Genomic DNA, 16,538 nt, shown 5'->3' on the forward strand with positions numbered 1-16,538 from the left:
CCCTGCGCGCCTACCGCCGCCTGCGGAGCATGACCCCTCCCACAAGCGCGAACACAAGCCCTAGCCCTAAGACGATCCACCCTCCCCCATTCGTCGGGGTGGGTTCATAGCCCGTTGCCGGAAGGCTGAGCGGCGGTGATCCCGTCCCTCCGGCGGCGGTGCTGCCGCTGCCCCCACCACCGGGCGGCGGCTCGGAGGGTCCGCCATTCAGTTCAATGCGCAGGATCGAAGGATCATGGTCGCTGACGCGGGGGCTTGCTCCCAACGCCGCCGCGAAGAATTCTGAATTTACATGGAGCGCCCGATATGCCGCCGCCCAATTCGCCGTCAGGTTTGGGCTGACGACAAACTGATCCAGAGCTTGGCTGTTCCCCTCAAAGACATAGCCATAGCGCTCTAGTTCGGGGCGATACAGGTTCATCAGTTGAAGCGGCGGGGTCGTCCCGATCAGCGTTTGCATCGGTGGGGAATATTGGAAGTCGTTCATATCCCCGCCGAGGATCACATTCGTTTGGTTGTTGCACGCCAGAATTGCGTTTACAAAGTCGCGGATGACCGCCACTTGCTGAAGGCGCTGTACCTCGCTGGTGAGCGTCGGTGGTTGGAAGCGCCCCATCAGAGGTTGATCGCCGCCTTTTGAATTCAGGTGGTTGTTTACAATGATGAATGTCTCGCCGGCAATCTCGAACTGCGCGGCAAGTGGTTTTCGGCTGCTGTTGAACGCGCTGTTTGTTGGGTCAATCCGTCCCGGGTTCAGCGTTAAGGATGGGGTAGAGGCTGTGCAGGTGATGCTGTTCGCCGTTGTCGCCGTCGCCGCGCCAATGGGCGTGAAGGTGACGCGGCTTGTGCGGTAAAGATAGCCCACGCGGATGTTTCCGTTCGGCTGTCCGCCGTCCGTGCCGTTTTGCGGGTCGATCTGCACATAGGCGTAATCGGCGGGTCCGCCCACATTGGCAATCGCTGCGATGAGGTTGGTGAAGGTCAGATCGCCGGCTGTCACACCGCCCCCTGCTGCCCCATTGTTATCCTGCATTTCTTGGAGCAAGATCACATCGGGCGAGAGCAAGTTGTTCACGATCACCCGCGCCCGATTCTCAAACTCCACCGCAGCGGCGTTGCCGGGGAGGTTTTCCACATTGAAGGTGGCGATCACATAGCGATCCCCGCCGCCCGTCAGGTCGTTCACCTGCGGCGTCAGCGTCGATGCTGTTGAGGTATAAGCATCGCGGGCGAGAAGTTCAAAATTGCCAAAGCTGTAGTCGATCACGCCCCTGATTTGCGGAATGACTGCCCCCACATGGAGCGCTGGCGTGGAGGGTCCGCCGGTGATCCCATCATCGATTTGGATGCGTTCGGGGTTGAAATCGCCCGGACGGATGGTGATCCCACCCCGCCCGTTGATCCCCGTTGCGTTTGCGGCGTTATCCCCGACAACCCACAGTTCGCCAAAGGTGTTCGTTGGACCGACAACGATGGCGTTGTTCACCTGAACAAGCATCCCCTCTAGGCTTTCGTAGAAATCCAGCCCCTCGCTCAGGACAAGCGCCGGGCGGGTTTCCACATCGCCGCTGAAGGTGCTGATTGTCCCCGCTGGAGGGATGCGCCCACCCGTTCCGATCACTGTCGGGCTGACGGTGCAAACGCCCGTGCAATCCCACGCGGTGATGGCAAGCCGCTGCACGGCATTGTTGTTCACAATCTCGGTGAGCGTCAGGTTATTAGCGTCCCCACCCGGGCGGAACTCGGTGACTGTCCCGCTGACGAGAATGGTCTCGCCAACCGTTCGCCCCGTCAGCAGGGATGACCCCCCTCCGGTGAAGACAAAGATCGCCTCGGAACTTGCCAACCCATCATCCCCGCTCAGATCAGGGTCTTGCAGGTAAAAGCCGTTGCTGCGCAGCGCCGTCACCACGCCAGGGACGTTCTGCACACCCGTCCCCGCCAGCGGCGAGAGGTGGCGCGTCCCTTGAATGGTGCGCACGCGGTTTGTCCCCGGCGCCGTGCCAATACCCAGTGTGACCCGATCATGACGGAATTTGCGCAGCTGCACCGTCGTGTAATCCCCAGAGAGCGTCCCCACCCCGTAGAAGTCGGTATCCCCGTTGTCGCTGATCAGATGGACGGTCTGCCCGCCCCAGGTGGCAATCGTCCCTGTTGGCGCTTCAACCAGCCCCTCTGGATTCTTGTTCGAGAGGTCGCTGGCGATCAGCACAGGCGCATCAGCGGCGATACCCGTCCAGGTGTAGAGCGCAAAGTTATCCGTCCCATCGGCAGCACCAGCAACAATCAGGCAGCCGCTTGCCTGACACTCGATGCTGCGGATGCCCCGCCCACCGAGGTTCAATTGGATCGGTGCGCCAAAGATGGCGCTCCCCGCCGTCCCTCCAGCCGCCGTTTGCATCGTTGTAAAGTTCGTGATCGGAACAACCAGCGCCAAATTGCGCGTTCCCACCGGGACGAGCGGCGCACGAAAACCGATGAAAGCGGCGGTGCTGCTGCCCGGCGTGAGCGACAGCCCCTCAATGTTGAAGCCGTTTGCGCCTTCGGGGATGACTCCCACCGCCGCGCTTGCCGTCAGCCCGAAAAAATTTGCCCCCAAGCCATGTCCGCTGCCGCTGTCCCACGCCAAAAGGTCTGTTTTCAGATGGTCATAGCGGGCGGTGTAGGCAAGGGTAGTCCCTGTGCCGCTCCCACTCATCGCCGCCGTGACGATGCGCGAGCGGTTGGGACGGTTTGCCCCTGTGCTGGAGTTGCTGTGCGACCCCATGAAGTAAACAGTAGTTCCGTTGATCGTCCCCCCCTCAAAATCGACTTCACGGGGAATACCCCCGCTCAGATCGGTGAGGGCGAGGCTGGCGGTCAGGTCAAACCCGCTGTACGGAAGACGCGAGACATCCCGATCATAGAGCCGGATCACCTGATCTTCGTCATCGGCAGCGAACATCAGCCCGGCGGAGACGGGAACAGCCGCCGACGCCTCCGCCGATCCTGTTGCATAACGATCCGTGAGCGTCGTCACATCGTCTTGGTTCGCCGCGTAGGTGAACGCCCCGATACTCGTGTTGTTTAGCGTATCGGTGACGGTCACGGTGATCGTCGCCACACCGCCCGCCGCGCCCGGTCCAACGTTCGGGATTAGGTCAAGCCGATAGGTTGCCGAGGTGGACGACCCCGACACAAAGATAGTGCTGAGGTTGGCATTGGGGATGATCGCCGTGTTCCCGCTGGTCGCCACGACGCTGGCAATACCATCAGGATCGCCCACCGTTATCAGAACGCCATCAACTCCGGTGAAGGTTTGTTGAACTGCCAAACTTGCGTTCGCCACCCCAGAGCGCCCATTGGAGGCAAACAAGACGCCGCTGATCGGGAAGTTTGGTCCCCCCACATGGTCAATCGCCTCGCCTGCATAGCTGGAGGGGTAGACCGACGTTCCCGTTGAGGAAAGCGCTGTTGCTGGCACAGCTCCTGTCAGCGTCCCTGCCACCCAATCTGCCGCCGTGCTGCCATTGGGGTCTGTTGTTTGCCGCCCCACATAATCAATATCGACGGTCACGGTGGTTGCTGTCCCCGTCACCGGAGCGCACGCCGCCCGACAGTAATTATGCAAGCCATAGACACGATCCGTCGCCCCGGCATCCATGATTCCGATGCTGTCGTAGACCGTCCAGCCCGACCACACCGTCCCCGTCGGAATACCATCATTCGCCGTCCCGCCGTCTGTGCCATCAATATCATTGGCAAGTGTTGGGGCGGTGCTGGTTTGAATGATGAAGAATGTCACGCTGATGTTTTCAATGTCTGTGCCGGCATCGGAGAGGAAGCCCGTTAGTCCGCCCCACCCTGTTCCCGTCGCCGGAGTGATCACCGTAGCGCTGCTGTCCACCGTCCAGGGTGAGCCGTTCTGCCGCAAGACGAGAAACCCGTTTGAGCCAGTGGTATAGCCAGCGAGGGGGATGATCGTCTGGACATCACCCGCATTCCCCCCACTGTCCCCCTCTACCCCGACGAAATAGACCCCCGCCGGAATGGTTGTGTTTGGGGCGCCGCGAACTTCAATGTATTCGTTCGGTCCGTCCGTCCCGGGTGGGTTGTACATGACCTCATTCAGGTAAAACGGACCCGGCGCTGCCGCAGCGGGTCTGGGTGGGGTGGTGAGCAGTGCCATTGAGAAGATGGCGACAATCAGGATAGCAATCAGCGCTAAACGAACAACACTGCGCCAAGCGATCCCCTTAGAAATAGAGCGGGAGAGACGAAGCATAAAATAACCCTTTCGTTGGCTTGGAGAGAGTGCGCCGGAGTAATTCAGTGCGCGTCACGGCGTGGGTGGGATGATGATCTTGGCTGCGAAGTGTAACACGTGAAAACCCGCCCGACAGCGGAGTTTTCGTTAAGGTTTGAGGGGAGGACGTTTAAGGCACAATAAAACTCACCCACCGCTAAGTAAGTACAACCACAATGAAAACGCGGGATAACGCATAATCCCGCCGCTAAAAGGCTTGTCCGGGAACGAGTAGTCCGTCAAGCAGATAGAGAACGTATTCTCTATCTGCCACGCCTCGCCTCTCCGTAGGGGCGATCCCATGTGGTCGCCCGCCGCTAAAACAGCGGGCTGAAAGCAACCACCCCTACGGGGCTTAAAAACCCTAACTCCGCCCTGTACACAGGGAAAGGCGAGACATTCTGTGGCGAGGGGGTGAGGGGGAAGCCCCCTCAAAGATATGATTCCCTCTTCTCCCTGTGGGAGAAGGGGGGCAGGGGGGATGAGGGCAACGGCATAACGCCTAGCCGCATTGAGCGGACAAAGCGGCGGATAACGCGACACGAATGCTTTTTTGTACCCTATTTTGCCGCCCCCACTGAAGAACGTTCATCTTTCCCTCTTGCCAAGCTCTTGGAATCATCTGATAAAATGGATCAAAACACGTCCAACCCACCCTACAATGGTAAACACAGCAAACTGAGGTGCATGTGATTCAAAAACGCGATGATGTGCGTAATGTGGCGATCATTGCCCATGTTGATCATGGGAAAACAACGCTCGTAGATGGTATGTTGAAACAAGCGAAGGTCTTCCGCACAGCGGAGAGCGCCGCCGCCGCCGGGGAACGTATCCTCGATAGCAACCCCCTTGAGCGCGAGCGGGGCATTACGATCTTGGCGAAGAATACCGCCGTGACATGGAACGGCATCAAGATCAACATTGTCGATACGCCCGGACACGCCGACTTCGGCGGCGAGGTGGAGCGCATCCTGAACATGGTCGATGGGGCGCTTTTACTCGTTGATGCCGTTGAGGGTCCCATGCCGCAGACACGCTTTGTGCTGCGTAAGGCGTTGGGGATGGGCTTGCGCGTAGTCGTCGTGATCAATAAGGTGGATCGCGCCTTTGCCCGTGTTGAGGAAGTCCTCAACGAGACATTCGACCTTTTTATCGAACTCGGCGCGAACGACGAACAGGCGAGTTTTCCCGTCGTCTATGCCATTGGTCTGGCGGGGCGGGCGGGCATGACCGCCAACACGCTTGCCGACGATCTCACCCCCCTCTTTGAGACGATCTACCGCGAAATTCCTGCACCTATGGTCGATATGGACGCGCCCGCCCGTTTGCTGGTCACGAACCTTGAGTATGACAACTACAAGGGGCAGATCGGCGTGGGGCGTTTACATTCAGGCGTCATTCGTAAGGGGATGAGCATCGTTCGCATTTCGCCCAGTGGGGAAAAGACGAACGGGCGCATTGAATACCTGTTCAGCTACCACAACCTAGCGAAAACAGAAGCTGCGGAAGTCCGTGCCGGGGATATTCTTGCCTTTGCCGGTATTGAGAATGTCGCCATCAGCGATACCCTTGCCGACCCCGCCGATCCGACGCCGCTGCCCCCCATCCGTGTCGAAGAACCGACGGTGCGCATGACCTTCGGCGTGAACACCTCACCCTTTTCCGGGCGCGAAGGGAAAAGTGGGTGGGGGACAAGCCGCCGCATTCGGCAGCGGCTCTACGATGAAATGCGTTCTAACCTTGCCCTGCGGGTGGAAGACGGCGAGACAGCAGATCGCTTTGTCGTCAATGGGCGCGGCGAACTGCACCTGAGCATCCTCATTGAGACGATGCGCCGCGAAGGGTTCGAGTTTGACGTGAGCAAGCCGGAAGTCATTTACCGCACCGATGCGGCAACGGGCGAAACGCTTGAACCGATGGAAGAAGTCCATGTCGAAGTTGCCGATAGCATGGTTGGCACGGTCATTGAACTTCTCGGTGCGCGGCGCGGGAAGATGATCAACATGCACACCGAGAGCGGCACAACCTTCCTCACCTACATTGTCCCCACGCGGGGCTTGCTTGGTTTCCGCCCCCATTTCATGCGGGCAACCAGCGGAATGGGACAGGTACACAGCCTCTTTCATGGCTATGAGTCATTTTTAGGGGCAATGCCCGGACGTCAGTTTGGCAGCCTTGTGGCATGGGAAGATGGTACATCGAGCAGCTATGGCTTGGAAAACGCCCAACCACGCGGGACTCTGTTCATCGGACCCGGTGTCGATGTTTACGAGGGGATGGTTGTCGGTGAGCATATCCGCACGGAAGACCTTGCCGTAAATGTGGCAAAGGCAAAACACCTGACGAATGTTCGTTCTTCTGGCGGCGAAAAGGCGTGGAGTCTCACCCCGCCGCGTAACCTGAGCTTGGAAGACTGTCTCGAATTCCTTGCCGAGGACGAACTTTTGGAAGTGACACCCCAATCCCTGCGGATTCGGAAGCGCATCCTGAACAACGAAGAACGCCAGAAAGAGTGGAAGCGGCGCGAAAAGATGATCGCGGGGTAGTAACCCCCGCCGCACCGTAGGGGCGCCCCCTGGGGCGTCCATGCCTACGACCCCGCCCGAAAGGACGGGGCTGAGTCGTGGATAGACGCCCTCACCGCTAGGCGTTTATTTCCTCATTGCCAATGCTGAACATCGCCCCTAAATCGTCTGGGGAGTAGGTTTTGAAGGCGATCAGCGTCTCCGTCCGCATGATGTGCGGCACAGCGCGGATATTTCCGGCGATCACTTCGGCAATCTGTTCGTTTGTTTCGGTGCGGACGATAGCAACAAGATCAAACTGACCGGCAACCGAAAATACCTCACTAATGCCCTTTACTTTCAGTAAATGGTGGGCAACATCCTCCACGCGGGCGCGTTCCACCGTGATCAAAACAATGGCGGCAACCATAGAGAAAACTCCTTTCTTCGCTGGCATTAAGTATAGCGTGGCTCAGCCTGCGCTATAATCCCGTAGGGACGCCCTACAGAGCGTCGGCTGATTGAAGCATTATGAACACCAAGAAATCATTCATTTATGCGTATTCGCGTTGAAGGACGCCGCCCCCTACGCGGCACATACCATATTTCCGCCAACACAAACGCCGCCATTGCCCTGATCACAGCGGCAATGCTTTCCCCGACGCCCGTCAGTCTGGTTGGGCTACCGGACACGGTGGGCGTGGGTGTCCTCCTTGAGGTTGCCGGAACGCTTGGGCTGACGACGGAAGCTAACGGCGCGGTGACGACGCTGCACACCCCAGAGATGATCGGGCGGGCGCTCTCACGGGAGCATACCGATGCCCTCAGCGGGACGTTTCTGCTCATCGCTCCCATTTTGGCGCGGCGGCGGCACGCCCGCATGACAATTGATTACCCGCTCAGCCGCCTTCACCCCCATTTGCGGGCGCTGCGCGATCTCGGCGTGGGGATCACCATGGATGGCGGCGTGATCGACCTGAAAGCAGCGGTATGGAAACAGAAAGAGATCGTCCTGAGCCAAGCGAGCGTCACCGCCACCGTGCTGACGGCGATTTTAGCGGCGGCACTCGGTGAGCAAACGACAATTCGCCATGCGGCGTGCGAACCGCACGTTGTCGATGCGCTGCTGCTCTTGGGGCAGATGGGCGCACGGATTGAGGGCGCGGGGTCAAACCTCGTCACCATTTATGGGCGCGGCGGGAAGGACGATCTCGCCTTTGATGGGGCGCCGTTCCCGATCACGCCCGATCATATTGAGGCGGCAAGTGTGGCGGCGCTTGCCGTTCTTTCCGGCGGCTGGCTGACCATTGAAGGGACGCGCCGCCGCGACATGAAGGTGATCACCCCCGTCTACGAGCGGCTTGGCGTGCAGCTTGGCGTCAGCGAGGACGCCCTGAACGTACCCGCCCACGATCAGTTGCGGCTCTCCGCCCGTGACGAAGATGTGGATGTCGCTGTCGAATCTGCCCCCTGGTATGGCTTCCCCTCCGATTTGATCGGTATGGCGACGGTGATCGCCACCCAAGCACAAGGGACGGTCTTGATCCACGAAAAACTCTACAGCAACCGCCTGCTCTTTGTGGATAAGCTGAACGCGATGGGAGCGCAAATCGTCCTGTGCGACCCGCACCGCGCCATTGTGATTGGCGGGACGCGCCTGAACGCGGATTACATTGATAACCCCGACGCCCGCATCGGCTTGGCGATGTTGGGGGCGGCGTTTGCGGCGGAGGGCGAGACGGTGATCGATACTGCCGAGGCGTTTGAGCGCACCTTTGACCACGTGCTGGATAAACTCGTCGCCGTCGGCGCGGGGATTCGGAGGGGGTAAACAAACGTGCCTGATTCCCCAGAAATTCTCCGAACGGTGTTGTCTCACTTTGGGAATACAATTCGCATCACACAACGGCAGTGGACGCACATCACTGAAGCGCATGATTACATGGCGGGAAATCTCGATAAAGTGGTGGAGACGATTGCTGAACCATCGCGGATCATTCAAGGCACTGAGGACGAATCATTGGCGCTGCGAGAGTAGGAATCCACCAACATCACTCGCAAAACAGCGGTGGTGATCTATCGGGATGTTCCCAATGGATTTGTGATCACCGCCTATTTTACCTCCAAGCCAGAGAAAACAGAGCGAAAAGGGGTACGTCTGTGGACGAAGTAAGCCACCTTCCCGCCTTAACACGAGAACTTCTTGCCTTATCCAAACGGCAGGTTTGGACAGATTACGATGAAGATGCTGATGTCCTCTACATCAGTTTTCGCAAACCACAGCAAGCCAACGACAGCATCTTGGAAGATGATGGCAATATCTATCACTATGATCATGATGAACTGGTTGGGATCACCGTCTTGAATGCTTCCAAATGGCGAGACGCCAGCCCATTGGGATAAAACGATTATAGATGCCGTCGCGGGGATTCGGAGGGGCTAAGACGCCTCTATGAGCGCGATTTCCTCCGCGCTTACATCGTAAAGCCGATAAACATGCTGATCGATCTGGGCATCAAAACTAGCGATCTGCCGCTCAAGATGCTCTATGTCGTGGGGGGTGCGGGCGGCGGCGCGTTGACGGTGGAGGTCAAGCATCTGATCAACAAGGGTGACAATCTCATCGTGGGCAGTGCGCTCTGCACGATTTTTCATGTCAATTGTGTGGATCGGGAGGTGCTTGATATAGCGTGATTCGTAGCTGAAATAGCCGCCGCGCATGGGCGACGATGTTTGATGAATGAACCATTGCAAGAGTTTACTGTTAAGCAATGCCAAAATATAGCTGCGGGAATAGTCAGGCAAAACCAAAATGCCATAACCACCCGCTGTTCCCCCGGTGAAAAAATAGTCTCCCGTAACATCCAACGAATAGGAGGCTCGTGCCGCAATATCCGGCGTGAAAATTTTAGGAAGTCCAATCACATCTAATGCCTGATTGCGACTGTATCGATACCAATTGCGATCTTGTAATTGTCCACGTTCCCGGTTTTCGAGTGGTTTTCGGTGTGCTTTGAGGTATGCCCATGTCAACGGGTAGCGCGTTTTGAGCGTTGCCTCATCAATCAGGGAGGCTCGTTCACCCTCTTTCGCCATATAGGGAAACAAAATAAGACGGTTTGTTTTGGTAAGTGAATACCGTTTGCTATCGCCACTTTTTACCAATGGATGAAACAACTCCGGTTCAACCCAATACATTTCAGTGTTATGGGGAGAATATATCTTGATACGGTCTGTTTCCCGCACCCGCTCTTCCACAATGTAAATTGAATCAGCGCTCGTTTTGATCCCTTGAAAAATACGACTCGTGACAGTTTCTAATTTCACAGGCATCGACTTTAACCGTTCCAGCAAGCCCGCCAACCCGCCAACGTTGAACGTCCATTCCTTCGCCGTCACTGTGCTTGCTGGAATCGTCCCTTCAGCCCTTGCCTTGCCGCTCTCTCGCCATTCAGTGAGATCATTCACACGGGCGAACTCAAACGACTCCTGCCCGCCTTTTTCCAAAAATAGCAAACAGGTATAGGTCGTTGCCCCGGTAAACACTTGCTGATCGCCAAAATGGATGATCTTGGCAAGGTGCTTTCCCTCGCTCAGGATTGCCCGCAAGGGTTCGCCATATTGGGCATTGAAGAACTTATGGGGGAGGATGTAGCCTAAGCGCCCGCGCTCGTTCAGTAACCCCAATGCACGCTCCACAAAGGCAACGTAAACATCAAAGTTGCCGCGCCCCGCCGCCCGAAAGTGTGTGCTGTAAAACGCCGCTTCATCGGGGGCATATTCGATCATTGCCTGAATACGAATGTAGGGTGGGTTGCCGATCACGGCATCAAAGCCGCCCGCCGCGCTGAAGATCGTCGGGAATGATCCTTGCCAGTTGAAGGTATTCACCCGTCGCCGCACGGCATCAGAAAGCGCTCGGTGGGCAGGGTCAGCGTAAAAGGCATCGTCAATAAGGGCGTTTCCGCACTGAATGTTCCGCCCCAAATCGGGCAGGGCGCGTTCGCGGTGGCGGCGCAAGCGATCCGAGATCGTCTCGTTCGTCTCCCCTTCTAGGACTTGAAGGAGGAGTGAGAGTTTCGTCGTCTCTACCGCTTGTTCGTCAATGTCCACGCCATACAGGGAGTTGAGGACGATCTGTTTGCGTACATCGATGGTCAAGACGCGCTCCCCGCCGAGGAGGGTCATCTTGTTCAAGCGGTTGTCGGGATCGTTCGTCAGATACCAGTCCCGATACCAATTCAAGAGAAATTGGTATGCCCCAATGAGAAACGACCCTGACCCACAGGCGGGGTCAACAATCCGCAAGGTGGCGGCGCTCTCCGGTGTTTTCCCCACCAAGAGCGGCAGGAGCGTTTCCCGTACAACCCCCTCCACAATGTACGTCGGCGTGTAGTACACACCTCCGGCGTGACGCACCTCTGGTTTGTCTTCAATGGCGACGATCCGCCCGCCGTTCGTTTTCGGCGTGATAGTGATCACTTTGCCGAGGAATTGCTCGTAGACTTGCCCCAAAATTTCGATGGGCATGACAGCAAAAGCGTAGGGGCTATCATAGAGGCTGGTGATAATTTCTTTGAGCGGGGTATCGTCCATGTGGAGCGCGAGCGTCAGCGTGTCGGGTTGTTCGTTCTGCCCCTTTTCTGCCTCAAAATGGAACAACCCAGAATTGTAGCGACGATCCGCATTCTTAAAGAGATCGCGCAACCGATCATAAATGTTTCCGCCGTTCACCAGTGCCAACAAACGTCCGTAGTCCTCAATGGCGCGTGCCTCGCAAATGCGCAGAAAGATGATCCGGTCAATGGTCATTTGAATGGCGTAATTCACATCCCGTTGGCTGAGGTCGGGATGCCACTGCACGAGGGTATCTGCCAAGCGGGAACGCCACTGTTCAATCTCACGGAGAAACGCCTTATCGACAGGAATCGTGCCGCGTGGGGGGGCTTGTTCGGCGGCAAAACGCTCCAGCGACCCCTTCAGCACTGCCTCGCGGGAGAATAAGGCGGCGATCTCATCCCACGTTTCGGAGTATTCGTCAAAGGTGTAGTAGGCGTAGCGCCCTTTCGTCGCCGGATCGCGCCGCCCCGGTTTCAGGCGGCAATCGTAAATGGCGAATTCTTCAAAATCAGTCAGGATGCACAGTGGCAACCCTGCTGACCAACCATAACTACGCAATTGGAAGGCAGATTCCGTGTTTTCTTTTAGGTAGATGGCGGGCTTCTTCGCTTCGACAAAAAATTTGCGCGTCCGTCCGATCCGAAACGCATAATCCGGCGCTTTGAGCGCCTCGCCCACTTTGATCGCGTCTTCGTGAATCACATCTTTTTCGTCAGGGGATGCGCCCCGTTCATTTGCCACGTCCCACCCCAACGCCTTGAAAAGGGGATCGAGGAATTCCCGCCGGAGTTCGGTCTCTTTGTACTGCCCGCTTTTGTAGCGTTCGCGGTAGTCGGCAAAGCGGGTGACAAGCGTAGCAATGTCGGGGGGAATGGACATAACAGCAATGCCTTTAGTGGGGTGAATGAACGTCCCAACCAGTGTACATTATTTTAGGGTGCTTTATGGTCGAGATGCTTTCAATAGGATACTAACACCCCACTGTCTAGTAGTCCATCAGGAAGGCAACCATAGAATGAGACAACCCCAAGCCTCAATACCATCTCATTACACATTCGTATCCAAAACATAACGGGTCATGAGTGATCCGACCCTAGATCGCGTTTGGGCAGGCGAAAGCGAGAGGCACGTAAATCAGCCGCGAACTCATCCCACCACACACTGGGGGTCGGATCAGGATCAGCATCCCAACTTGCCAAAAGCGCTTTGATACGTTCGTCCTGAGGGGTATCTTCTACCGAAGCCAACACAGCCTCCCATAAGGACAGTGGAAGTTGCACCACCGGATTCCCCTCGCTGTCGGTGGTGATGTGTGCTGCCCGTTGCAGCGTTTGTTTATCCATCTCAGACCACCTCCACCGTAATCATTTTTGTCTTGCCGCCACCCTTTCTCTTCCTGACTGTCGCGTTTTATCATATCCTAAAATGCCCAACTCGTGGGAAGCCGCACACACCTGTGGGATAATAGGCATCTTTCGAGGGAAATAAACCATGTACAGTGTTGAACAAGCCCTTGCCCACATCCTCGCCGCGCTGACGCCGCTCCCCGCCGAAACGCTCCCGCTGGCGGGGGCGCACATTGGGCGCATCCTCGCCGCAGACATCGGCAGTGATGACGATCTCCCGCCCTTCGATAACAGCAGCATGGACGGTTACGCCCTAATCGCGGCGGACACCGCCGACGCCGGACGAGAAACCCCCGTCACCCTCCGCGTTGCTGCCGATATTCCCGCCGGAACGTATTCCGAACGCCGCATCGGGCGCGGGGAGGCGGCGCGAATCATGACCGGAGCGCCGCTCCCTCCGGGCGCTGATGCGGTGATCCCCGTCGAGGAGACGGATACGCCTCCCGCCCAACATGCCCCTATCGGAGAACCACCTCCCGAAACGGTGCAGATTTACAGCAAAGCAGACGCCGGCGCGTATGTCCGGCGGCGCGGGGAGGACATGCGGGCGGGGCAAATCGTCTTGCGGGCAGGGCGGCGTTTGCGTCCAGCCGATATAGGGGCGTTGGCGGGGATGGGCGCTGCCGCCGTCCCCCTCGTCCGCCAACCGCGTGTGGCGATTCTTTCGACGGGCGATGAACTGCTCACCCCCGATCAGCCGCTGACCCCCGGTAAAATTCGTGATATGAACGGCTATGCGCTGGCGGCGGCGGTAATCGCCCTCGGCGGGGTGGCGCTCCAACTGCCCATCGCCCGCGATACGGTGGCGGCGGTACGCGCCCGTCTGGAGGATGCCCGCGCCGCCTATGCCGATCTCATCCTGAGTTCGGCGGGTGTTTCGGTGGGCGCGTTCGATGCCGTGAAAACAGCGGTAGAGGCAGATGGGACGCTCAATTTTTGGAAGGTGAATATTCGCCCCGGCAAACCGCTTGCCTTTGGGCTGGTCGGCGGTGTGCCGTTCTTCGGCTTGCCGGGCAACCCGGTGAGCGCCCTCGTCACCTTTGATGTCTTTGTCCGCCCCGCACTGCTCATGATGATGGGCTTGCCCGCCGAGACGGGGATGAGCGAAGCAGAACTTGGAGAGCGCATGACGAGCGACGGACGGCGCACCTATGCCCGCGTTCGCCTTGAACGGCGCGAGGGGCGGCTGGTTGCCTACAGCACAGGCAGCCAAAGCTCCGGCGTGATCACCTCCCTCGTAGCAGCGGATGGCTTGTTGGTGCTTCCAGAAGGCGTCACCGATGCCCCCGTCGGGGCTGTTTTTCCGGTACGCCTCTTTGACGCGGGGTAAGCCCCCCCCCCGCACCCCGTAGGGACGCGCTACAGCGCGTCCGCGCCTCCCCGCACCGTTGGAATGCCCCCTCCGATTATGGATTCACAGCCAATTTCCCGTATAATCCTTCTTGTCTAGCATGTCTAGCACACCTAGCACGAGGATAGAGTGCGTCCATGCCCAACGAGACAATTTTGGTTGTTGATGACGAAGCGAACATCATTGAACTGACCACCTTGTACTTCACCCAAGCGGGCTACAAGGTGATCAGCGCCCGCGATGGCGAGGTGGCGCTGGAACGGGTGAAAAAAGATCGTCCGGCACTGGTCGTCCTTGATTTGATGCTCCCCAAAATTGACGGGTGGCAAGTGTGCCGCCGCATCCGTGCCGAGAGCGATCTTCCCATCTTGATGCTCACCGCCCGCGATGATGATGTCGATAAGATTGTCGGCTTAGAACTGGGCGCCGATGATTACCTAACAAAGCCCTTCAACCCCCGCGAGTTGGTCGCCCGTGTCAAGGCGATCCTGCGGCGCGGGGTGACACGCCGCCCCGAAACCGCCCCCGCCGTGCGCGTTGGCGACCTGACCATTGACCCCGCCCGCCGCACCGTTCACGTTGGCGAACGCGAAATTGACCTGCGCACGAAAGAATTTGACCTGCTCCTTGCCCTTGCCGAAAACGAGGGGATTGTCCTCAGCCGCGAAAAGCTTCTTGATCTCGTTTGGGGCTTTGATTTTTATGGGCAGACGCGCACAGTGGATGTTCACGTTGCCCACGTGCGCAGTAAAATTGAACCGGCTGGTGTGGGCATTGAAACCGTTTGGGGGGTGGGCTATAAACTCACCCAAAAACCGTGACCTCCCTCCGCTTTCGGCTGCTGCTCTCCTATGGGTTGATTCTTAGCGTCACGCTGGCGGTGATCAGTGTAGCGCTGGTGATTGTCTTGCGCTCGCGCCCTGTCCCCACCGATGAACTCAGCGCCCGCCTCGCCGCGATGATGAGCGCCGTCCGCGAAGAACAAGGGTTGGCAACCCTTCCAGAGCGCGGGCCCACACGCCTTCAAGAACGCCTTCTAACTGTGCTTGCCCGCCAAGCACGCCTGCGCAATTTCAATGTGCGCATCCTGATTGTGAATGGGACGACAGGGGTTGTTGCCTTTGACTCTAGCAATGATGCGCTTGGGGCGACGCTCAGGCTGCAAGGTGAACCGTATGCCCCGCCGGATGTGGCAGAGACGGGGATAGACACCCGTGCCATGAGGCGCGGCGGGTACACCGAGCCGGATGGTACAGAGTGGCGCTATCTTGCCCAACCAGCGGCACTTGACGCCCCCACCGCGTGGGTCTATGTTTTGGCACTTCGTGCGCCGCGCCAATTATCGCTCCGTGATTTTTTTGCCTATTATGGAGAAGATTTGCTGATTCCCCTCTTTCAGGCGGGGCTGATCGGACTCCTCGTCGCCAGCGTGATGGCGGTCTTGATCGCCCGCAGCGTTGCCCATCCCTTGCAAGAGGTGGCGCGGGCAGTGGGGCGTGTTGCAGGGGGTGATTGGAGCGCCCGTGCGCCCGTGCGCGGCGTCCGCGAGGTGCGCGTTGTTGCCGAGGCATTCAACCAAATGACGGAGCAGGTCGCTATAGGCGAGCAAGCGCAGCGCGAATTCCTTGCCAATGTCACTCACGATCTGCGCACCCCGCTAACCTCAATTCAGGGGTTTTCGCAGGCAATCATCGATGGGGTCGTCGCCAACCCCGACGCCGCCCAACACGCCGCCCAGATCATTCATGATGAAGCGGGGCGCCTGAATCGGATGGTTGAGGAACTGCTTGATCTGGCACGCATCGAGGCGGGGCGTTGGAACATGACGCGCCATACCCTTCAGCCAGAGGCGATCTTGACAGTGGTCAAAGACCGTCTGACGCCCAAAGCAGCGGCGAAACGGGTGCGCTTTTCCCTACAGACGACGCCCCTGCCGCCTATTGCCGGCGATGGGGATCGGCTGGTACAGGTGTTCACAAATCTTGCTGATAATGCCCTGAAACACACCCCAGAGGGCGGCGCCGTAGTGATTCGGGCGATCTACGCCAACCTCGGCGTGCAAATCCAGTTCATTGATACGGGAGAGGGTATTCCCCCCGACGATATTCCCCACATTTTTGATCGCTTTTATCAGGTCGATAAGAGCCGCCAACGTGGGCAGCGCGAGGGTGTGGGGCTTGGTCTGACAATTACAAAGGGAATTGTCGAAGCGCACGGGGGGACAATCGCCGTCGAAAGCACCCTCGGCAAGGGAACAATTTTCACCGTCTGGCTGCCCGCACCGACTGCCGATGCCACAACGATCCTTCGGCGGCGCTCCCTTGCCCCCAAACGGACGGGCGATAAGGGTAGGTAGGCGGGGAGCGCCTCCC

At 58.1% G+C, this 16,538-nt stretch carries 11 protein-coding genes; 7 read left to right on the forward strand and 4 right to left on the reverse strand.

All coding sequences use genetic code 11. The annotated features are described in order from the left end of the window. Positions 1-10: 10 nt before the first annotated feature. The gene (locus HS103_05835) at positions 11-4,264 is read right to left on the reverse strand and encodes a DUF3616 domain-containing protein (GenBank protein ID MBE7512318.1); all 4,254 of its coding nucleotides are present in this window, start codon (positions 4,262-4,264) and stop codon (positions 11-13) included. 713 nt (positions 4,265-4,977) lie between these two features. On the opposite strand from HS103_05835, the gene typA reads away from it, so the two are divergent. Beyond that, a complete protein-coding gene (typA, locus tag HS103_05840) occupies positions 4,978-6,831 on the forward strand; it encodes a translational GTPase TypA (protein MBE7512319.1) in 1,854 nt (617 codons plus the stop codon). A gap of 97 nt (positions 6,832-6,928) precedes the next feature. Here typA and HS103_05845 read toward each other — a convergent pair whose 3' ends face one another. Continuing rightward, entirely contained in the window at positions 6,929-7,219 is a 291-nt protein-coding gene (locus HS103_05845) for an Lrp/AsnC ligand binding domain-containing protein (GenBank protein MBE7512320.1), read from the reverse strand. A 126-nt stretch (positions 7,220-7,345) separates the two neighbouring features. On the opposite strand from HS103_05845, the gene HS103_05850 reads away from it, so the two are divergent. The 3 genes from HS103_05850 (at position 7,346) to HS103_05860 (ending at position 9,192) form a co-directional block, all read left to right on the forward strand. Further along, positions 7,346-8,620, forward strand: coding sequence for a hypothetical protein (locus HS103_05850; GenBank protein ID MBE7512321.1), 1,275 nt, complete (start codon positions 7,346-7,348; stop codon positions 8,618-8,620). A 6-nt stretch (positions 8,621-8,626) separates the two neighbouring features. Beyond that, on the forward strand, positions 8,627-8,827 hold the full coding sequence (locus HS103_05855) for a hypothetical protein (GenBank protein ID MBE7512322.1): 201 nt from the start codon (positions 8,627-8,629) through the stop codon (positions 8,825-8,827). 122 nt (positions 8,828-8,949) lie between these two features. Next, entirely contained in the window at positions 8,950-9,192 is a 243-nt protein-coding gene (locus tag HS103_05860; GenBank protein ID MBE7512323.1) for a DUF2283 domain-containing protein, read from the forward strand. 36 nt (positions 9,193-9,228) lie between these two features. Here the strand turns inward: HS103_05860 and HS103_05865 are convergent, their stop codons facing one another. Continuing rightward, on the reverse strand, positions 9,229-12,288 hold the full coding sequence (locus HS103_05865) for an Eco57I restriction-modification methylase domain-containing protein (GenBank protein ID MBE7512324.1): 3,060 nt from the start codon (positions 12,286-12,288) through the stop codon (positions 9,229-9,231). A 197-nt stretch (positions 12,289-12,485) separates the two neighbouring features. Then, positions 12,486-12,752 carry a hypothetical protein gene (locus tag HS103_05870; protein ID MBE7512325.1) on the reverse strand — a complete coding sequence of 89 codons (267 nt, stop codon included), beginning with the start codon at positions 12,750-12,752 and terminating at the stop codon, positions 12,486-12,488. 148 nt (positions 12,753-12,900) lie between these two features. On the opposite strand from HS103_05870, the gene HS103_05875 reads away from it, so the two are divergent. The 3 genes from HS103_05875 (at position 12,901) to HS103_05885 (ending at position 16,522) form a co-directional block, all read left to right on the forward strand. Then, positions 12,901-14,145 carry a molybdopterin molybdotransferase MoeA gene (locus tag HS103_05875; GenBank protein ID MBE7512326.1) on the forward strand — a complete coding sequence of 415 codons (1,245 nt, stop codon included), beginning with the start codon at positions 12,901-12,903 and terminating at the stop codon, positions 14,143-14,145. Positions 14,146-14,303: 158 nt separating this feature from the next. Next, a complete protein-coding gene (locus HS103_05880; GenBank protein ID MBE7512327.1) occupies positions 14,304-14,987 on the forward strand; it encodes a response regulator transcription factor in 684 nt (227 codons plus the stop codon). After that, positions 14,984-16,522: a HAMP domain-containing protein gene (locus tag HS103_05885; protein ID MBE7512328.1), complete on the forward strand. Its 1,539-nt coding sequence runs from the start codon at positions 14,984-14,986 to the stop codon at positions 16,520-16,522. Before HS103_05880 ends, HS103_05885 begins: the two co-directional genes overlap by 4 nt. Positions 16,523-16,538: the final 16 nt, after the last annotated feature.

The organism is Anaerolineales bacterium, from assembly GCA_015075625.1.
In the GTDB taxonomy this organism is placed as follows: domain Bacteria; phylum Chloroflexota; class Anaerolineae; order Aggregatilineales; family UBA2796; genus UBA2796.